Below are 19,125 nucleotides of genomic sequence, written 5' to 3' on the forward strand. Positions count from 1 at the left end.
CGCGATGCTGGTCATTCCGGCTTTACTCCGATTTTTGGGGCAATGAAAAAGTCCAGTGGCCGATGCACCAGCCGTGACAGCAACGCCCTGACCAATGTCCAGCCTTTGGTAAAGCGCACCTGCCGCGAGCGCAATGCGACGAACAATGCCAGTCCAAAGCTTACCAGCAGATTTGCGATGCCAATACAGAGAATGCCCACCACCGACGTCAGCATGGTTTGCCAGCTCACCAGAAAATCGAGACCGACCCAGGCGATCGCCAGATTCGTTGCCGAAAAGGTGATGTGCCGGATATCCAGAGGCAGCCCGACCAGCTGGCCGAAGGTGCCTATCGTCCCGAGCAGGATGCCGAAGAACAAATTTCCCATCAGGCCGCCGAGATTTTTTTCGATGTAATGGGCGATGCGCGCATGCCGTCGTTCGCCGAACAGGCGACGCAATCCGTGCAGCCGAAGCACGCGCTGCGCCATTTTGGTATAGACCGCACGGTTATCGAAATAACCCGAAATCATCCCCGCCAGGAACAGGCAGACACCGGCAATCGCGGCGTAGAAAATTGCCAGGCTACTCAGCGGGTCGATATCCGCCAGCATGTGGCGGGCCTTGTCGGGCGACACCAGATGGTGACCCTTGATGCTGATCCAGACACTGGCGATGGCCAGTGCGGTCGGAAAAGCCGTCACCAGGTTGCCAAAGACGGCAACGAATTGGGTGCGCAGCACCTTGACGATCAGGTCCGCCAGACTCTCGATGTTGATGTTGCGGCTATCCGGTGTTTGCAGGTCGGTGGCGATGCGCGCTGCAGTCATCGCCGGTTGCTTGGTGGCGACCGTGAAATGCAGCAGATGGATCAGCATGAAGCCGAGCGAATAGTTCAAACTAAAAAGGAATGCCTCGACCAGTGGTGCGGCGCGCAGGTAGGACGCCAGGATTTTCAGCATCGCCATGAAGCCAATGATGAAGCCTGCACCGGCCGATGAGCGGAACATCGCGCCATATTCCCTGCGGTTTTCGGCGATGTAATGTTCGCCGGTGTGGCTGGCATTTTCGGTGACGTTGCGGGCCAGCAGATTGATGTTGGCCGTGAACAGTTCGCGGATGGCGTATTTGCGGTTGTGCGCTTTCGCCAGGTCCATGGCCAGTTCCAGCGTCTGCTGCCGCCGCACCTCGGTCCAGGGTTGCGCCACGGCAGAGGGTGTGACGTCGACCAGCAACAGCAGACGACGCAGGCGTTCGATGTTCTGGGTCAGGCGTACCAGCAGATAGGTCAATGCGACTGTGGTCCCAAGGAGCAATGACTTTTTACGGATGCGGGCAATCACGCTGTCGCACTGGTCCAGCATCACCAGCAAATGGTCGGCATCGACGGGCGGTGTCGTGGCCTCGTTCTCTGGCGGCGCAGCGGTGGTCGCTCTGGCGTCGGCCGCGTCGCGTCGGCGCAGCGCGCTATCCAGGAATCGATGTGCTTCGACGTTCTGGACCAGGAATGGCGATTCGAATTTTTCGAGATCGGGATGAATGCGCACCAGGTCGGGTTCCAGGCCCATGGCGCTGATGCGATGCGACAGCGTTTGTATCGCCTCCAGCAATTCCATGTTGGCCAGCCGGTGCGCTGCCTGATCGGTGCGCAGGGCTTCGCCTGTTCGCAGGTGCGTGGCACCACTGGCAATCACATCCAGCAGCGCTTGCCAGTCGCGCGCGTCGATCGCCTGCAGCCATTGGTAATCGGTATCGACACTCAGGATGCGGTCGAGGCAATCGCTGAGGTACAGCTTGTCGATTGCTGGCGGCAATATCCGGTAAGACAAGCGGCGAAACAGTTCGCTAAAAAAGCCATAGCTGGGCAGGATGCCGATGTCCGTGTACACGGTGGTGTGCCGCCGGATCGACAGCACGTGCAGCAGGTAATGGCGCAACGCGGCAGCATGTGCCGGATTGCCTTTCAGGAGTTGCACCAGCATGCGCACATTGGCGGCGGCGAGTTTGCCCTGTGCCGGACTGGATGGACGAATCAATGCAACAAGGTCGACCAGCGCATCAATGTCGTCGTTGACAGGATCGGCAGTAATACGTTCTAGGAGAGTCAGCATGCGGTCAGATGATTGTTCAGGGGATAAGCACGAGGCGGAGTCTGGCCGCGCAGTGTAACTCCTCGGGCAATTGCGCTCGGGATCAGTATTCAGGTATCGGTAATGAAGAGTGGGCGGATGTCTGCAGCGTTGTGCGGTACGCCGTTGGCCGGTACGTCACCAGGTCGCCCGATCTTCGCAGTGACGACACTGCCAAGATCGGGCGATCCCCATTGAATCCTGCCCAAGTCTGACCCGTCACGCAAGGCTTACCGGCTCGTTACCTGACGACTCGCAAGCCAGGCAATAGCCGACACCATCAATGACTTAGCGTTGCTGCTGTTCCGCGACGTAAATTTCAACACGGCGGTTGCGGGCACGGCCGTTGCTATCGTTGTTTGAGGCAATCGGGTCGTTTTCGCCCCGGCCTTCAATCGTAAAGCGGTTCGGCGAGATGCCGCGGCTGGTCAGGTAATCGCGCGTGCGGGCTGCGCGGTCGACCGATAGCGGATTGTTGATCGCCGGGCTGCCAGTATTGTCGGTGTGGCCGATGATGGTCACCGCGGTGGCGGGATTGTCATTCAGGCTGGCTGCAAACCGGTCCAGCACGGGCCGGAAATTACCCTTGATATCCGACCGGTTGGTATCGAACGAGATATCGCTGGGGATTTCCAGCTTGAGCCGGTTGTCGGACGTTTGTGTGACCTGGATACCCGTGCCCTGGGTGGCCTGTTCCATCGTGCGTTTCTGGTTCTCCATGCGGGTAGACCAGATGTTGCCGATGGCGGCGCCTGCGGCGCCGCCAAGCAGGGCACCGCCAGCCGCGCGGCCACCGCCGCCGCCGCCGGTGGAGGCACCCAGAATGGCGCCGAGGCCGGCACCGATACCTGCACCGGTGGCCGTGCCACGCTGCGTGCCGGACATGTCGGCACAACCGCTGATGCCCAGAATGGCGGCGGTCGCAATGATTGCAAATGTGCGCATAATTTTGTCGCTTTCATCAGTTGTTCGTGAGTGGATGATTATTTGCTTGAACAGCAGTGTGCTTACTTTTTAAGCACCGCGTGCTCGCCCAATTCGTCTTTGTCGACTTTGATGCCGACGGCGGCTTTGGCCATGGTGACCATGCGTTCCATGGCAGATTTGTCGGAATCCCAGATGTCGGCCTTTGCGATCTGTACACGCAACAGGCACAGCGCAGGGTCATCCACGCCTGCAGGGAAAAAAGTGGTGTACGCCGGTTTCCATAGTTCGCTGATCAGCGCCTTGTCATGGGACAGAGTGGCTGTTCCTGATGATGAAATAAACCGGTTTTTTGACGAGTCAGCATAACAAAGCAGGACGTTCTCATCTCTGCGAATGTCGGCGACGACGTCGGAATCGGTTCGGGTAAAAAACCAGACGGCACCTTCGCGCCCTGCTACCTGCGTTGTAAATGGCCGTGCCTGCATCAGGCCGGCTTCGTCGTGCGTTACCAGCATCGTGAACTTGATCTCGTTGATCGCTTCGTAAAAACTTGGCCAGTCAGTCATCGTTCTCTCCTAGTTCGAGCGTAGTGTGGATTGCGCGCAAGCCGCGCTGGCAATCCGGTGAATTCAGTACAGATTACTGCTTCATGCCACGATGCAGCGAGGCCAGTTCGTCGGCGTGTTCTTCCTCGACTTCGAGGATTTCGGCCAGCATACGGCGGGTGGTCGGGTCGGTGTCACCGATGAATTCGATCATTTCGCGGTAGCTATCGATGGCAATGCGTTCGGCCACCAGGTTTTCCTTGATCATTTCTTCGAGGTTGCTGCCTTCGACATACTCGGCATGGCTGCGCGCTGTCAGAGTCGATGGCGAAAAATCCGGCTCGCCGCCGAGCTGCACGATCCGTTTGGCGATCATGTCGCCGTGTCCGGCTTCTTCATTGGCGTGCGCGAGAAATTCGGCGGCCACTGCGGATGCATGAATGCCGTCTGCCATGAAGTGATGCCGCTTGTAGCGCAACACGCAGACCAGTTCAGTTGCCAATGCTTCATTGAGCATTGCCAGAACAGCAGTGCGGTCGCCCGCGTAGCCGTCGGTTACTGCACCGTCATCGATGTGCTGGCGTGCGCGTTGGCGCAGCGTCGCAGTGTCAGTGAGTTTGGTGCGGGTGGTGGTGGTTTTTGCAGGGAGAGTGACGCTCATGCTGGATTCCTTGATTGGGGTGGAAAGAGCCTATGTCGCTGGGAATAATGCGGATCACGGTTGTTGGGCAACCGGCTTCAGAATGCTGATTCGCAGGGAAATAGGTTCGGAGACGCGCGCGACCGCGCTCAGCAGAGCGCGGTCGTTGAGTACATTTAGAGCGGCTTGCGGCCGGAAATGATGCGAAGCAAAATCACCACAACAGCGATCACCAGCAAAATATGGACGAAGCCGCCCAGCGTGTACGAAGTGACCATGCCCAGCAGCCACAGAATGATCAATACAACTGCGATTGTGTACAACATGATGGATATTCCTTTTATTGATTGATAGGGGCGCTCCCGGCGGGACGTGGTGCTTGTCTCACCCGGCCGGGGCTGCTGCTTCTGCTTCTGTAATTCAGGTGCGGACGGTGCCTTCCGGGCCAGGCTGGCCGTGCCACGCGACTTGCGTTTGTTCTGATTGCATGTCGTGCTGCTGGTGAGTCAGTTATGATGATTCTGTTTCAACATCACGACGGCAATTGTGCCCTCGGGGGTGGCTGAACTTCTGTGCGTCAGCGTACATACCCTGGCAAGTTTGTTGCGTAGCCTGTGCAACATCTGACCACGTCGTCGCACGGGGATCCAGAGTGACCGAGGCCAAGTTGAAAACTGTACCAACAGCTGAATTGACAGCACGAATACCTAACCACCTGCTTGCTGCGCTTCCTGCCGCCGACTACGCCGAAATCGCACATGATCTCCATCCCGTCATCGTGTGCATGGGGCAGGTCGTGCAACATCCGCATCAACCGGTCAAAACAATCTGGTTTCCGGTCGACTGTCTGATGTCCCTGCGCGCGGTCAATGAGTCCGGTGCGGCACTGGAAATCGCTCAGGCCGGAAACGACAGCGTGATTGGTCTGATGGGCATGGGCATGGGCAACGTCGGCACCAAGAACGAGCCGGGATTGATCGCGGTGGTGGAAATTGGCGGAAGCGCGATGCAGATCGATGTCGTGATCCTGAAAAAAATCCTCGCACATAGTTTTGCGCTGCAAACGGTGCTCTATGACGCTTTGCGTGACCTGATGCTGCAGGCCAGTCGTAATGCCTTGTGTACGCATTACCATTTTGTCGAGCCACGCGTGGCGCGGGCGCTGCTGCGCATGCGTGACCGCATGCACATGAATAAATTCCAGATGACCCAGGGCTTTCTCGCACAGGCGCTCGGAGTGCGCCGGGCTGGCGTGACCAAGGCGGCGAGCGCGTTGCAGTTGCAAGGACTGATCCGTTACTCGCGCGGTGCTATCACAATCCTCGACGGTGCGGGGCTGGAACGAGCTGCTTGTGCCTGCTATGCGACAGATCGCCGACTTCAAACAAGCTCACGCCAGAAATTGTCTGAATAGACAGAGCTATGTACGGTGCCGCACAGAGCATTGATTGCCGTGCCGCTACAGTCCGGCTACGACTGGGGTGTAACCAGGAAGACAGTAAGCCCATGAGGCAAACTGATTCGACGGTATACCGCATCACTGTGAGTCGCAGCGCCACAGAGCAACGGGCCTGTGTTTTTTTTACAGATTCTTCGATCGACCACTTTTTACAGGGATATACACCATGATTTTTTCCAAACGCATCAGCACATTTTTCCTCGCCGCTTCATTGATCGCTGTAGCAGGTTGCGCGTCGACATCGACCAAAGAAGGCACAGGCGAATACATCGATGACAGCGTCATCACCACCAAAGTCAAGGCGGCCTTCGTCAATGAGCCAACGTTGAAAGCAACAGAAATCAACGTCGAAACGTTCAAGGGCGTGGTTCAACTGAGCGGTTTCGTCAAAGACCAGAATGACGCCACCAAGGCAGCGCAAATTGCGCGCGGCGTCAAAGGCGTAATGTCAGTCAAGAACGACATCCGCATGAAGTAAGACTGGCTCCTGCCGCGTTCGGCAGCGGAATCACCGAACGCGGCACAGGATTGGACTTAGCGGCACCGCGATGTCCGATGACAGACGGTCAAACGGCCCGGCATTGATTGCCGGGCCGTTTTGCGTGTGTTACGTGTAATGGCTAATTTGACAAATCAATTCAACCGTTTTCAGTGAGATCGTGATGACGACTTCCCCACCCGTTGCTGCGCCCAAGCCACTTCCTGACGCTGTTTCCGCCGTCATGTCCCCGCCCGAAAAAATACCGTTCGCCCCGCGCGTGCATGTGGATGCGCGCGGGCTGTCGCTGGGTATCATCGCCATCGTGGCAACCTTGTTTGCCTTGCAGGCGGCACAAAAATTCCTGATCCCGCTGCTCTGCGGCATCTTCATTGCGTACACACTGAATCCGCTGGTGGCATGGCTGGAGCGCGTACGTATTCCGCGCATGGTGGGCACCGTGCTGGTTATGCTCGCGCTGACAGGCGGCATGGCCGCTGCGGCAAACACGCTTACCGATGAGTTCCAGTCGATCGTGCAAAGTTTGCCGGAGGCCTCGCACAAGGTGTCGCGCGCGCTGCAGCGCAGCCAGACCGGACAGCCCAGCGCTTTACAACGGATGCAAGCCGCCGCCAGCGAAATCGAATCGGCCACGTCGGGCAACAAATCCGGACCGCGTGCCTTTCCGTCCGGTCCGCCGTCGGTGCGGGTCAGCGACCTGCTGCTGGCGGGCTCGATGGGTGCCGCCGGCTTGCTGGGCGAAGCAGTGGTTGTGTTGTTCCTGGTGTTCTTCCTGTTGCTGTCGGGCGATACCTTCAAGCGCAAGCTCGTCAAGCTGACCGGGCCGTCGATTTCCAGCAAAAAAATTACCATCCACATCCTCAATGACATCAACTCGTCGATTCAGAAATACATGTCGATGCTGCTGGTGACCAACTCGTTGCTGGCCTTCCTGATGTGGATCGCATTTCGGGCGATCGGCCTGGAAAACGCGGGGGCCTGGGCCGTGGCAGCCGGGCTGCTGCATGTCATCCCGTACTTCGGGCCGCTGCTCATTACCGTTGCCACGGGCTTGATGGCGTTCCTGCAGTTCGGGACCTTGCCATCGGTATTTCTGGTGGCCGGTGCATCGCTGGGGATTTCGACGCTGGTCGGGACGCTGGTAACGACCTGGATGACCGGCCGGATTGCCCGCATGAACGCCGCGGCCGTCTTCATTGCCTTGTTGTTCTGGGGCTGGCTCTGGGGAATCTGGGGCATGCTGCTGGGCGTGCCGGTGGTTGTCATTATCCGGGTAGCGGCGGAACACATCGAGGGCATGCAGGCGGTGGCGGAGTTGCTGGGCGAGTAGCGCTAAAAAAAAGGGGAGGCGACGACCAGCGTCGGTGCGTGAGCCGAGGTGGGCTGTTGATGTTTTTAAGACTTTCTATGTTGCAATGCAGTATAGTTCCTCTCGCGGAACTTTTTTAACAAGCGCGAGCGCCAGTCCGCGGGTAGCTCAGGCACATGTCCCAATGTGTCGCACGCAACCCAGGACGGCCGTATTATGTGGCGCAAACTCCCCCGCCTGATTGGCAGCCTGACCGTCGGCCGCAAGCTGGCGCTGATCTATTTTCTTGACCTGGTCACGGTGATTTTTATCTCCGGCATCCTGATCCACGAAAAATACATTGCGATCGATTTTGCCCGCAAGGAAATTATCGGAAACAACTACATCAGTACCGTGCGCGAAGCCTTGCTGGGCGTGGTCGAGCAGGGCATGCTGGCGCCGCTGCAACCCGCGGTTGGCGCACGACAGGAGGCCAACCTGGTACCCGCGGCTCAGGCAATCAACACAGCAGAAGTCCGCTTTGGCCTGCAAATGGGCAGCGACGTACTGAGTCGTCAGTTCAGCGACGCGCTGGCGGCATCAGGTCAGATAACGGTCGGGCAGGCACGCACGGTGACGTTGGGACGCGACTTGCTCACACGAATCGGAAACCAGTCCAACCTGATTCTTGATCCCGATCTCGATAGCTATTACACGATGTCGCTGGTGGTTCTGCGCTTTCCGGAATTGCTGGAGGTGATCGCCAAAATGCAGCAATTGGCAACTGTCATGGCACGATCGCCGGAACCGCTGCGCGCGATCGAACAGACGCAATTCCTGATTCTGGAGGGCCGTATCGATGCCATCGAGGCCGGCATCGATAGCGACTACCGCGAAGCTTACACGGCCAGCAGTCCGCAACTTCAGACTGCGTTATTGCAAAGTCAGCAGACATTGGCACAGGCGCTTACACGCTTTCGCTCTAACAGCAAATATCTTGCCGGCATGGCCGAAGCCAATTCCGCGCACACGGCCAACACCGAAGTCAATGCCAATGCTGCTGCACCTGTTCTGGTAATCAGTGCACTGCGCAACGCCTGGTCGCTGACCCATCAGCAACTCCAGCGTCTGCTGCAAGAACGTATCGACGAGGCGTTTCAGCGGATGTGGCTGCACCTCGGCACCGCACTGTTATTGATGACAATCATCCTGACGCTGGTGTTTTTCGTGGCACGCCAGATCGCGTTGCCGATCAGTCAGCTGGCAGGCGTAGCAGACCGGGTGCGCCGGTCCGGCGACTACGCGCTGCGCGCCGACTGGCACAGCAATGACGAAATCGGTCGGCTGGTTGTCGCGTTCAACGGCATGCTGCTGCAACTGAACCAGCAACGTCTCGAACAGCAGGACCTGATTGCCCAGGCCAGTGCCGCGCTTGCCCAGCGTGCGCTGATCGAAGCCATTCCAATTCCGTTGATGGTGACCTCGATTCCCGACCATCGCATTTTGCATGCCAACGAGGCCGCGCGCGATTGGCTGGATGGTCGCGAGCGCGACCCGTGGCAAAGCGGGATGACCTCGGAATCGCGCGCGCGCTTTTTTCAATTGCTCAGCGATACCGGTGCCGTTGATGAATTCGAAGTCAGCTGGACTGCCGGCGTAGTGCCATCCTGGGCACTGGTATCGGCCCGCTGCCTGGACTACCAGGGGCAGCCTGCGGTGCTAACGACCTTCACGCCGATGAATCGCATCAAGCAAATGGAGTCCGGCCTGGCACTGTGGGCCAAGGTGTTCGAGGCATCTTCCGAAAGCATTGTCGTGATGGATCAACACGGTTTTGTCGTGACCGTGAACCGGGCATTCCAGCGCGGCAGCGCGTTCGAGATGCATGAGCTGATCGGCAAGCTGGCCGATGGATTTCTGTCGGACCGCAATCCACCCGACCTGTTTGAGACCGTGCGCCACACCACGTCGTCGAAAGGTTCGTGGCAGGGGGAAGTCTGGCTTAACCGCAAGAACGGTGGCGCCTATCCTTCCTGGCTGGTCATGAATGCAGTGCGCGACAGCAGCGCCGTCATTACCCATTTTATTGCGATGTCCCTTGATATCAGTGAGCGCAAGGCCAGCGAACAACGGATTCATTACCTTGCCCATCACGACGCGCTGACCGGCTTGCCGAACCGGTTTTCCTGTGACGAGCGACTGACGCTATCGATCCAGCAGGCCCGTCGCCAGCACGGCAAGGTGGCGGTGCTGTTTGTCGATCTGGACCGTTTCAAGAACATTAACGATTCGCTGGGACACCATGTTGGTGACCAGTTACTGTGTTCGGTGGCCGGCCGGCTGAGCGCGGCGATTCGCGATGGTGATACGGTCAGCCGGCTGGGCGGCGACGAGTTCATCATCATCCTCAACAATGTGGACACTGTCGAAGAGATCGGCAAGATCGTCGAGCATCGCCTGATTCCTGCCGTGCGCCTGCCGCATCTGGTCGACGCGGTCGAACTCTACATCTCGTGCAGCATCGGCGTGGCGGTCTATCCGGATGATAGCGACGACATCGACGGTCTGAAGCGGCATGCCGATTCCGCCATGTACCAGGCCAAGAAGCTGGGCCGTAACAATGCCCAGTTCTTCACGCCGGCACTCAACGAACGCGTCACCCTCCGCCTGCATCTGGAAAGCGACCTGCGCCACGCCACCGAGCGCAATGAACTGGTACTGCATTTCCAGCCCCGTATCGACGCGCGCAGCGGACGCATCGCCGGGGTCGAAAGTCTGGTGCGCTGGCAGCACCCCACCGAGGGGATGATTCCGCCAGTGCAATTCATACCGCTGGCCGAAGAGTCCGGCCTGATCATCGAAATCGGCGCCTGGATCATCGACGCAGCTTGCGCGCAGCATCAGCACTGGCGCAAGCAGGGCGTGGGACCGATGCCGATTTCGATCAATCTGTCGGCCCTGCAATTGCGGGATGCCAATTTGCCGACCATCCTGAGCCAGGCGATTGCGCGCCATGCGGTACCGGCTGCCCAGATCGAACTGGAACTGACGGAGTCACTGCTGATGGATAACGTCGATGACATCTTGCTGGTACTGAACAGTCTCAAGGCGCTCGGTTTTTCGTTATCGATCGATGACTTCGGCACGGGGTATTCCAGTCTGAATTACCTGTACCGCTTCCCGATCGATAAGCTCAAGATCGACCGCTCGTTCATCCAGAACATCCACACGTCCGCCGACAACCTGGCCGTTACCCGCGCCATCATCGGCCTGGGCCATACGCTGGGGCTGGAAGTGGTGGCGGAAGGGGTCGAGCTGGCCAGCGACGTGCAGGTGCTGCAGGACGCAGGTTGCGACGAATTGCAGGGCTACCATTTTTCGCGGCCGTTGCCAGCGGCGCAGTTTGCGGAGTGGCTGGTGGCGCATCGGGAAACGGTGGGGTAGGGGAGGTGGTGTGGTGGGCACACCATCGTTGGCAATTGAAACGGTTTTTGCTTCGTCGCGACCGAGCAGGGGAGGCCCGGCAGCCGGTCTGTACATCCAAGAACGACATGGAGATCAATCAGGTCAGGTCAGGCCAGGCTAAAAATGGTCGAACCACATGTACAGCAGTTGCAGAAATAAAAACTCGACTTGTTGATGGCATTGAAGTGCACCGAGGTTCCGCCAACGTGTTTTTTGACCATGGCCTGCCTGATCCAGACGAGCTCAAGATGAAGCGGGTTTGGTGATCGACATCAGAAAAGCCGTGCGCAGACTTGGTCTGACACAACCGGAAGCCGCCAAACACATGGGTATCACACAATCTAAAGTGTCCGAGCTGCCAACTCCAAAATCGGGCATGTGATGTTCACGGTTTCGCGACCTCAGGCAAAGGAAAAAGCGGACTTCCGATACGTCGCAGGGCACGGCACAACAGCGGGTGTTTATCGTCCGTTTATCGTCCATGAATTTGCGCTTCGTCTCTGAAATGCATTTGTTCATCAATTAACAGCGCCCGAATTCATGCAGCGTCACGAGTTACGCCAAGAACGCTGCTGGTGGACCGCTCAAGGCTGAACCAGCTATTGGATGGCGGCAAATCCGTGGTCGAGGACCAGCAAGTCCCGCTCCAGCACAGAGGCGCGGAACAACACATCCGTATCCTGCCGCCAAATTTCGGTCCTGATGGTTTCGCCAGGAAAAACCGGCGCCGAAAACCGTGCATTGATCACACGAAGTCGCGCCGCCTCGTAATCGCAGCACGTCTTCAAAATCGCATGGCCCACCACGCCGAACGTTGCGAGTCCGTGAAGGAGGGGGCGCGGAAAACCAGCCGCCTGAGCAATCGCCGGATCGGCGTGCAAAGGATTCATGTCGGACGATAGTCGATATATCAGGGCCATGTCAGGCCGGGTCGGTAGATCGCAAATGATGTCTGCCGGCGTCGACGGCATTATCGGCATCGCCGATGCAATCAGATCGCTGGGCTGACCATGTTCACTGTAACCGCCATTGCCGCGACAGAAGTAACTCACCGTCACGGTGGCCAGCAGCGTGCCGGATGGCAGGTCCGCTACCTGCGTTTCAAACACGATCAATGCACCCTTGCCGGCACCCTTGTCGGTAATGCTCTTCACACGGGTGCGTCCGATGATGGTCGCCGCGATGGGCAGGGGTTGGTGCAACGTCAGATACTGCTCCCCGTGTAGTGCTTGTAGCCAGTCAATACCGGTACCGGAATCCCGAATCCAGAAACCCGGAGTTCCCAGGATCACGGCCATGGTCGGCAACGCTTGCAGATTTTTTTCGTAGACAAACTTCAACCGTGCAGGATCCAGCGGGTCCGCACCCACGCCAAGGCTGAGCGCGTAGCGCATCGTGTCTTGCACGGAATACGCATGCCGGACCTCCGGGAACGGCCAGTGCATGAGCCTGTGATAATTAAATTGCATGGCGCGTTCCCTGAGTGCGGGGCAGCGCTGCGTCGACGCACTCGCCACCCCGTCATTCATCGGCTTGAACCTACAGCTGCACCAGCTTGCACTTCGACTCCGACAGGGGCAGGGCGGCGTCGGCGGTCGGGATCACTTTCCGAACGTGATAGTAGTCCCATGGCTCGGTCGACTCGCTCGGCTTCTTCACTTCGAGCAACAGCATTTCATGCGCAAACTTGCCGTCGGCCCGGATGCTGCCTTTGAATAAACCATCATCGATCGGAGTCGACTTGAGATATTTCATGACGGTGGCCATGTCGTCCGTGCCGGTATTGGCGACGGCGTGGAGATAGTTCAGCACGGACGAATAGACCCCGGCTTGCGCCATGCTCGGCATTTTCTTTGACTTTTCAAAAAACCGTCGCGACCAGGCCCGACTCTTCTCATCGCGATTCCAGTAAAACGACTCGGTCAGCGTCAAGCCTTGCGCAACCTTCAAGCCCATCGCGTGTACGTCATTGATGAATAACACGATCGGCACGATGCTCTGGGTTTTCGAGATGCCATATTCGGCGGCCTGCTTGATCGCCAGAATGGTGTCCTGGCCGCCATTGGCCAGCGCAATGACATCGGCTTTGGATGCCTGTGCCGTCAGCAGGAATGATGAGAAATCGGAGGCAGGGAAGGGGTGCTTCGTCACCCCCACTACCTTGCCGCCGTTGGCAACGACAACCTGGCTGGCGCTATTGGTCATCGCCACGCCTGCGGCATAATCGGTGGCGATGAAATACCAGTTTTTCTTACCTGATTGCACGATCGCCTTTGCCGTACCGGAAGCTAGCCCGTAACTATCGTAGACCCAGTGCACGGTGTTGGCGTTACAGCGCTCGTTGGTAATCGGCAGGGAGGCGGCGCCCGAGATCAGGACGATTTTTTTCTTTTGCTCTGCCACGTCCATGACCGCCAACGCGACATTGGTCGTGACCAGTTCGACGATGACATCCACCTGTTCCTGATCGAACCACTGACGGGCACGCGAGGCACCGATATCGGGTTTGTTCTGGTGGTCGGAATAGACGACTTCGATCTTTTTGCCGAGTACCATGCCGTTTTTTGAAAAATCCTCTACCGCCATTTTGGCAGCGGTGACCGCACCGGTGCCGGTGAAATCCGAATAGGCACCCGACATGTCGGTGAGCACGCCAATCTTGACCACGTCATCGCTGATTTTTTGCTGTGCAGTCGCACTGCCGGCAAGCAGGACGGCGCTGGCGAGGATGCCGGCTTGCACCAGATTTTTTCTGGTCGTATTTCGTGCTGGATTTTTCATGCTTGTCTCCATGATTTGCCGTTGTTCCACGGCGGTTGCCTGTAAGAGAATTTTCCCTTACGGTTTTTATAAAGTCGTACGCGTTGCAGCAGCACCGCAAGGCCTGTCGTTGTCAAAGAACAGGCGAGTCGTGGATTGCGGCCAACCTCAGATTTCGCCATCGGCCAGCATCTGGCGCAGCCGGAATTTCTGGATTTTTCCGGTCGGCGTGGTGGGCATTGCGTCGCGTACGATCAGCTTCTCGGGGATGTACTGGACCGCGATCTTCTGTTCTTTCATGAACGCCACAATAGAAGGCAGGTCGATGCGATGGCCCGGCTTGGTCACGACGATCGCGCAGGCGCGTTCGCCGAGCCGCTCGTCGGGATACGCGACGACGACCGCAACCGCAATGTCCGGATGGCGGTACAGCATGGTTTCAACTTCCACGACCGGATGTTTTCGCCGCCGCGGATGATCACATCCTTGCTGCGTCCGGTGATGCGGACATAGCCCTGCGCATCGATACGCGCCTGGTCGCCGGTATCGAACCAGCCGTCGGCATCGGTTGCATTGAACTGCGGCCGATGCAGGTAGCCGCCGAAATTGGAGCAGGCCTGCAACAACAACTGGCCGGGCATACCCGCTGGCAGCTCTGCACCATCGGCATCCACCACTTTCAGTGCAACGCCAGGCAGCGGCAATCCGTCGCTGTTGACCGAGCGCTCGTCGTCGTCATCGCATCGTGTCAGCGTGACCGCGCCGTTTTCGCTCATGCCCCAGGCCGAAATGATCTTGGTGCCCATCGCCATCCGCGCTTTTTCTACCAGCGGCCCCGGAATTGGCGCGCCGGCGCAAAGGAAGGTACGCAAGGTCGGAACGGTATTGCCGGTGTCGGCAACGGTACGGGCCAGGTCACTGAGAAAGGGCGTCGACGCCATCGAAAAGCTGACGCCGTATTCACGGATCACGGCGACTGCCTTGACTGGATCCCAAATATCTTGCACCACCACGCTGGCCTTGAGCATGATCGGCATCAGCAGCCCGTACATGAATCCGGTCTGGTGCGCCATCGGCGAAGCCATCAACACGACGTCATCAGCATTCAGCGCCAGCCGTTCGGCATAGGGCACGATGTTGGACATCAGCGTGTTAGCCGAATGCATCACTCCCTTTGGTTCACCCGTTGTGCCGGAGGTATAAATCAATTGCGTGACGTCATCCGGCCCCGGTCGTTGCCGGTTCAGGATGTCTGATGCATCAGGCGCCTGCTCCCATGCCGGCTCGCTGAGGAGAACCTCGAAGCTGTTGTTACCACTGCCGCCCACCACGACGACATGCTGCAGATCCGGCAAGGACGGTTGCAAAGCAGTCAGCATCACGTCGAAGTCGCAGCCGCGAAATGTTTTGGGAACGATGATGAGCTTCGCTGCCGCATGCTTGAGCATGAACGACAGCTCGCGTTCGCGAAAAATATGCATCAGCGGATTGATCACTGCTCCGATGCGCGAACAGGCGAGGTAGGTCAGCGTAAATTGCCACGAGTTGGGTAACTGGCAAGCCACCACGTCATTGCGGCCCACGCCCAACCGGGTCAGGCCGACGGCAATGCGATCTGCCATCGCCGCCATGTCGCGGTAGGTAAAACTGATCGGTGCTGCACCCTCGACGTGGATGGCAGTGAGGGCGATTTTCTCGGGGAAGCTGGCGACGCACTCATCGAGGTAATCGTTGATCGTTTTGTCGTGCCAGAGTCCCCGGGCAATGCAGGCAGCGCGCCGCGGCGGAATCAGGACAGTATCGAATTCCATGACTTGTCTCCTCTAGTTTTCGTGATTGTCTGTCGTGCCAGTACTAAATCGGAACGGCCGCCCGTCCGGCGCGGGTCCGGGCAACGATCGTTTTCATGATCTGTGCCGTACCATCGCCGATCTGGAAGCCCAGTACGTCGCGCAAACGCTGCTCCATCAGGCCATGGTCGTAGCCGCCATGGCCAAACATCAGCAGGCACTGATGAATCACGTCGTACGCCAGCTTCGGACCCCACCATTTGCACATGGCCGCTTCGGCGGTATGCGGTGCACCCTTGTCCTTGAGCCACAGGGTTTGCAGGCACAGCAGGCGTGCGGCCACGACCTGGGTATCCCATTCCGCGAGAGGATGCGAGACGCCCTGAAAGGCCGATAGGGGTTGGCCAAAAGAGTGTCTTTGTGCGACGTATTCCCAGGTTTCTTCGAGTGCCACGCGCGCCACGGCGAGCACCTGCAGTCCGATCAACGCACGAGAGAAGTCGAATCCCTGCATCACCTGAACGAAGCCTTTTCCCTCCTGGCCCAGCAAGTGGTCGACAGGCACTTTCACGTTTTCAAAGAACAGGGAGCCGCGACCAATGGCGCGCTGGCCATGGCAGTCGAAGCGGTTACGCGTGATGCCGGGCAAATCCATCGGCACCAGCACGGCTGATACGCCATGTGCGCCGGATTCCACGGTGCCGGTACGGGCGAACACGACAGCAGCATCGGCCTGGTCGGCCGCAGAAATCGAGGTCTTTTCGCCGTTTAGCACGTAGTGGTCCCCGACGCGTTCCATTTTCAGGCGCAGGCTGCCTGCATCCGACCCCCCGCGTGGCTCGGTCAGCGCGATGGCGATCAGTGCCTCGCCTTGTGTCAGCTTTTTCAGCCAGTGCTGGACCACTTCCGGTTTGCCATGGTGCGCCAGGATTTGCCCATTGAGAGACGCCAGCAGGTTGATGTACGACAGGCTTAGGTCGGCGCGCGCAATTTCTTCATGGATCACCCCCGCAGCCAGGCAGCCCAGCCCCTGTCCGCCTGACTGCTCCGGTAACTCCGGTGCGATAAAGCCCATCTGGCCCATCTCGCGCATCAGGGTGCGGTCCAGAACGCGGGTGGTATCGCGTTCGAGGAAGCCGGGCGCCACGCGTCCGACGGCAAAGCGACGTACGTGCTCTGCCAGCGTCGCGAGATCATCGTCAATGTAGGGATTCATGTTGTCTCCTGTCTGACACCGCGCTGCATGGGCGGGTGCGGATTTTATGGGCGTGTTATTTCGCAAACTTGCGGAAGTCGGGTTTGCGCTTTTCCTTGAGGGCATTGACACCTTCGCGCGACTCTTCGGTGTCGTAATACAGTTTGAGTGCGTACATGCCCAACCCGGCAATGCCGGCCTGGTGTGCGGTGTCGGCGTTGAAGCTGCGCTTGGCAATGGCCAGCGCGGTCGGACTGCGTTCGCAGATTTCTTCGGCCCACTTCTGCACTTCGGCATCGAGCTGGTCATGCGGTACGCAGATGTTGGCCAGGCCCATGGCAACCGCTTCGGCTCCAGAGTAACGACGATTCAGGTACCAGATCTCGCGCGCCTTTTTTTCGCCGACCACGCGGGCCAGGAAAGCAGTGCCGTAGCCCGGATCGACCGAACCCATCTTCGGGCCAACCTGACCGAACTGGGCCTTGTCGGAACAGATCGTCAGGTCGCAAATCGTGCAGATGACGTTGCCGCCACCGATGGCAAAGCCCTGGACGCGGGCGATCACCGGCTTGGGTACATCACGGATTGCGTTGTGTAATTCTTCCATCGGCAACCCGATGGTGCCGCGACCGTCGTAATTGCCGTTGTGGGCAGACTGGTCGCCACCGGTACAAAACGCCCGGTCGCCGGCACCGGCCAGTACGATCGCACCGACGCTGCGGTCGTAGCCGGCCTTGTTCAACGCCCTGATGATCTCATCGCAGGTCTGGCCGCGGAACGAGTTCATCTTCTCCGGGCGGTTGATGGTGATCCAGGCGGCGCCATTGCGTACTTCGTAAAGAATGTCTTCGTATTCCATGGTGATCTCCGATGATTTGTTGAAAGTATTGGGGCGGCGAACCTAGCCGTTCATCGTCAGGCCGCCGGACACGCTCAGGACCTGGCCGGTGATGAATGCCGCGTCGTCGCTGGCGAAGAACGCAATCGCGCCGGGCAAGTCGTCGGGCTGGCCGATGCGGCCCAGCGGAATAGCGCGGGTGAAGGCTTCCATCAACTTCTCCGGGTTGCCGGCGCCTTCCTTGTAGTCGGCAAACAGTGCGGTATCGGTCGGACCCGGACACACGACGTTGACGGTGATTCCGTGCCGCGCATGTTCGCGGGCGATGGTCTTGGAAAACGAAACCAGGCCACCCTTGCACGCCGCGTACACCGCTTCGCCGGAAGAGCCGACCCGCGCCGCATCCGACGCGATGTTCACGATGCGCCCCTTTTTGCGCGCGGCCATGCCGGGCAAGACTGCGTGATGCATGTGCAGTGCGCCGGTCAAATTAATCGCGATCAGCCTGGCCCATTGCGCCGGCTCGGTCTTGGTAAACGGTTTGAACACGTCCCATCCGGCGTTGTTGATCAGGATGTCGATGGGCCCGAGCTGGCTCTCGGCTGCGGCGACGGCTTCATCGACTTCGGCCCGCTCGGTGATATCGCATTTGAACGCCATTGCCACGCCACCCGTTTCGACGATGCCTGCGGCAACGCGCTGCGCCGCTTCGATGTTCATGTCGAACACGGCTACACGGGCACCTTCCTGCGCAAAGCGCCGGCACGTCGCGCCACCGATACCGCCGCCGCCGCCAGTGACGATTGCCGTCTTTCCATCGAGTCGTTGCATCGTTTTCTCCACCAAAGTTATCGAGGTTGACATGCTGAGGCACTGCGTAATAGTTGCGTCAAAAATACGTCAATACCTTGACGTATATTAGGTGACCGTATTTGTTTAGGCAAGAGGTGCGATAGAATTAACGTAAACATATTGACTAATTAAATCGCGCAGCCAATTTCGCAGGAACAACCCAATGAAGATGCCATGAAGCCAGTCAACACCAGCGTTTCAAACAATGCCACCCGCAACGAACTGGCCAATCGTCTGTTCTTCCGTTTATACCAATGTGCAAATATGTTGCATAAAACAGGCACCCGTGCCGTTGAGGATCTCGGTCTGACGACGCAGCAATGGGCCGTGCTCGGCGCGTTGTCGCGTCCCGATGTGGCGGACGGAATGAGCGTGGGTGATCTCGCCCGCTACCTGCTCGTGAGTCGTCAGAACTTGTCAGGCTTGATCAGCCGGATGGAGCGCGACGGCCATCTCAGCAGTGATCAGGACGGACGCGACAAACGCTCACGACTGATCACCATGACCGCATCCGGACACGATGTCTGGAACAACAAAGCGATACCGAGAATCAACACCTACTACGAGCAAGCGCTGGCGGACTTTTCGGTGAGCGATATGACCCACACCTTGCACTACATGCTCAAGATGCTGGACAACATGAAGCGAGTAGATGAGGAGGGGCCGGCGGGAGACGCAGGGTAGCTTTACCGCACCTGCACCTGCATTGCCTTTCACGACCTGAGACCGGAACAAGGCAGGCAATCTCATGCAATCCCA

The 19,125-nt window shown here is 58.4% G+C and carries 16 protein-coding genes and 1 pseudogene; 6 read left to right on the forward strand and 11 right to left on the reverse strand.

Features of this window, described 5'->3' with window-relative positions; genetic code table 11:
• Positions 1-11: 11 nt before the first annotated feature.
• From ABD720_RS00200 to ABD720_RS00220, 5 genes are all read right to left on the reverse strand, one after another.
• On the reverse strand, positions 12-2,090 hold the full coding sequence (locus ABD720_RS00200; RefSeq protein ID WP_344761157.1) for a site-specific recombinase: 2,079 nt from the start codon (positions 2,088-2,090) through the stop codon (positions 12-14).
• Between the two features lie 306 nt (positions 2,091-2,396).
• Positions 2,397-3,053 (reverse strand): YiaD family glycine zipper/OmpA-like lipoprotein, encoded by a 657-nt coding sequence (locus ABD720_RS00205; protein WP_344761158.1) that lies wholly within the window; start codon positions 3,051-3,053, stop codon positions 2,397-2,399.
• A 62-nt stretch (positions 3,054-3,115) separates the two neighbouring features.
• On the reverse strand, positions 3,116-3,601 hold the full coding sequence (locus ABD720_RS00210; protein WP_344761160.1) for a pyridoxamine 5'-phosphate oxidase family protein: 486 nt from the start codon (positions 3,599-3,601) through the stop codon (positions 3,116-3,118).
• A 73-nt stretch (positions 3,602-3,674) separates the two neighbouring features.
• Positions 3,675-4,241, reverse strand: coding sequence for a ferritin-like domain-containing protein (locus ABD720_RS00215; RefSeq protein ID WP_344761161.1), 567 nt, complete (start codon positions 4,239-4,241; stop codon positions 3,675-3,677).
• A gap of 155 nt (positions 4,242-4,396) precedes the next feature.
• Entirely contained in the window at positions 4,397-4,546 is a 150-nt protein-coding gene (locus ABD720_RS00220; RefSeq protein ID WP_344761162.1) for a lmo0937 family membrane protein, read from the reverse strand.
• Between the two features lie 365 nt (positions 4,547-4,911).
• Between ABD720_RS00220 and ABD720_RS00225 the strand changes: the two genes are divergently transcribed.
• From ABD720_RS00225 to ABD720_RS00245, 5 genes are all read left to right on the forward strand, one after another.
• Positions 4,912-5,634 carry a Crp/Fnr family transcriptional regulator gene (locus tag ABD720_RS00225; RefSeq protein ID WP_344761163.1) on the forward strand — a complete coding sequence of 241 codons (723 nt, stop codon included), beginning with the start codon at positions 4,912-4,914 and terminating at the stop codon, positions 5,632-5,634.
• Between the two features lie 211 nt (positions 5,635-5,845).
• Positions 5,846-6,157 carry a BON domain-containing protein gene (locus ABD720_RS00230; RefSeq protein ID WP_344761164.1) on the forward strand — a complete coding sequence of 104 codons (312 nt, stop codon included), beginning with the start codon at positions 5,846-5,848 and terminating at the stop codon, positions 6,155-6,157.
• A gap of 184 nt (positions 6,158-6,341) precedes the next feature.
• A complete protein-coding gene (locus ABD720_RS00235; RefSeq protein ID WP_425547890.1) occupies positions 6,342-7,508 on the forward strand; it encodes an AI-2E family transporter in 1,167 nt (388 codons plus the stop codon).
• 195 nt (positions 7,509-7,703) lie between these two features.
• Positions 7,704-10,910: an EAL domain-containing protein gene (locus tag ABD720_RS00240; RefSeq protein WP_344761165.1), complete on the forward strand. Its 3,207-nt coding sequence runs from the start codon at positions 7,704-7,706 to the stop codon at positions 10,908-10,910.
• A gap of 107 nt (positions 10,911-11,017) precedes the next feature.
• On the forward strand, positions 11,018-11,197 hold the full coding sequence (locus ABD720_RS00245) for a hypothetical protein (RefSeq protein ID WP_344761166.1): 180 nt from the start codon (positions 11,018-11,020) through the stop codon (positions 11,195-11,197).
• 333 nt (positions 11,198-11,530) lie between these two features.
• Here the strand turns inward: ABD720_RS00245 and ABD720_RS00255 are convergent, their stop codons facing one another.
• From ABD720_RS00255 to badH, 6 genes and pseudogenes are all read right to left on the reverse strand, one after another.
• On the reverse strand, positions 11,531-12,400 hold the full coding sequence (locus tag ABD720_RS00255) for a MaoC/PaaZ C-terminal domain-containing protein (RefSeq protein WP_344761167.1): 870 nt from the start codon (positions 12,398-12,400) through the stop codon (positions 11,531-11,533).
• 70 nt (positions 12,401-12,470) lie between these two features.
• On the reverse strand, positions 12,471-13,712 hold the full coding sequence (locus tag ABD720_RS00260; RefSeq protein ID WP_344761168.1) for an ABC transporter substrate-binding protein: 1,242 nt from the start codon (positions 13,710-13,712) through the stop codon (positions 12,471-12,473).
• Between the two features lie 147 nt (positions 13,713-13,859).
• Positions 13,860-15,502, reverse strand: a pseudogene (gene aliA, locus ABD720_RS00265) (cyclohexanecarboxylate-CoA ligase).
• Positions 15,503-15,545: 43 nt separating this feature from the next.
• Positions 15,546-16,697, reverse strand: coding sequence for a cyclohexanecarboxyl-CoA dehydrogenase (gene aliB / locus ABD720_RS00270; protein WP_344761169.1), 1,152 nt, complete (start codon positions 16,695-16,697; stop codon positions 15,546-15,548).
• A 55-nt stretch (positions 16,698-16,752) separates the two neighbouring features.
• A complete protein-coding gene (badI, locus tag ABD720_RS00275; protein ID WP_344761171.1) occupies positions 16,753-17,535 on the reverse strand; it encodes a 2-ketocyclohexanecarboxyl-CoA hydrolase in 783 nt (260 codons plus the stop codon).
• Between the two features lie 42 nt (positions 17,536-17,577).
• Positions 17,578-18,345, reverse strand: coding sequence for a 2-hydroxycyclohexanecarboxyl-CoA dehydrogenase (badH, locus tag ABD720_RS00280; RefSeq protein ID WP_344761172.1), 768 nt, complete (start codon positions 18,343-18,345; stop codon positions 17,578-17,580).
• Between the two features lie 195 nt (positions 18,346-18,540).
• Between badH and ABD720_RS00285 the strand changes: the two genes are divergently transcribed.
• Positions 18,541-19,050, forward strand: a complete 510-nt coding sequence (locus ABD720_RS00285; protein WP_344761173.1) for a MarR family winged helix-turn-helix transcriptional regulator — start codon at positions 18,541-18,543, stop codon at positions 19,048-19,050.
• Positions 19,051-19,125 lie beyond the last annotated feature (75 nt).

The organism is Actimicrobium antarcticum (assembly GCF_039536745.1).
Taxonomy (GTDB): domain Bacteria; phylum Pseudomonadota; class Gammaproteobacteria; order Burkholderiales; family Burkholderiaceae_D; genus Actimicrobium; species Actimicrobium antarcticum.

Bases quoted from the DNA above. Each gene is read 5' to 3' on its own strand.
- ABD720_RS00200 (WP_344761157.1), bottom strand. From the start codon at position 2,090: ATGCTGACTCTCCTAGAACGTATTACTGCCGATCCTGTCAACGACGAC.
- ABD720_RS00205 (WP_344761158.1), bottom strand. From the start codon at position 3,053: ATGCGCACATTTGCAATCATTGCGACCGCCGCCATTCTGGGCATCAGC.
- ABD720_RS00210 (WP_344761160.1), bottom strand. From the start codon at position 3,601: ATGACTGACTGGCCAAGTTTTTACGAAGCGATCAACGAGATCAAGTTC.
- ABD720_RS00215 (WP_344761161.1), bottom strand. From the start codon at position 4,241: ATGAGCGTCACTCTCCCTGCAAAAACCACCACCACCCGCACCAAACTC.
- ABD720_RS00220 (WP_344761162.1), bottom strand. From the start codon at position 4,546: ATGTTGTACACAATCGCAGTTGTATTGATCATTCTGTGGCTGCTGGGC.
- ABD720_RS00230 (WP_344761164.1), top strand. From the start codon at position 5,846: ATGATTTTTTCCAAACGCATCAGCACATTTTTCCTCGCCGCTTCATTG.
- ABD720_RS00235 (WP_425547890.1), top strand. From the start codon at position 6,342: ATGACGACTTCCCCACCCGTTGCTGCGCCCAAGCCACTTCCTGACGCT.
- ABD720_RS00240 (WP_344761165.1), top strand. From the start codon at position 7,704: ATGTGGCGCAAACTCCCCCGCCTGATTGGCAGCCTGACCGTCGGCCGC.
- ABD720_RS00245 (WP_344761166.1), top strand. From the start codon at position 11,018: ATGGAGATCAATCAGGTCAGGTCAGGCCAGGCTAAAAATGGTCGAACC.
- ABD720_RS00255 (WP_344761167.1), bottom strand. From the start codon at position 12,400: ATGCAATTTAATTATCACAGGCTCATGCACTGGCCGTTCCCGGAGGTC.
- ABD720_RS00260 (WP_344761168.1), bottom strand. From the start codon at position 13,712: ATGAAAAATCCAGCACGAAATACGACCAGAAAAAATCTGGTGCAAGCC.
- aliB (WP_344761169.1), bottom strand. From the start codon at position 16,697: ATGAATCCCTACATTGACGATGATCTCGCGACGCTGGCAGAGCACGTA.
- badI (WP_344761171.1), bottom strand. From the start codon at position 17,535: ATGGAATACGAAGACATTCTTTACGAAGTACGCAATGGCGCCGCCTGG.
- badH (WP_344761172.1), bottom strand. From the start codon at position 18,345: ATGCAACGACTCGATGGAAAGACGGCAATCGTCACTGGCGGCGGCGGC.
- ABD720_RS00285 (WP_344761173.1), top strand. From the start codon at position 18,541: ATGAAGCCAGTCAACACCAGCGTTTCAAACAATGCCACCCGCAACGAA.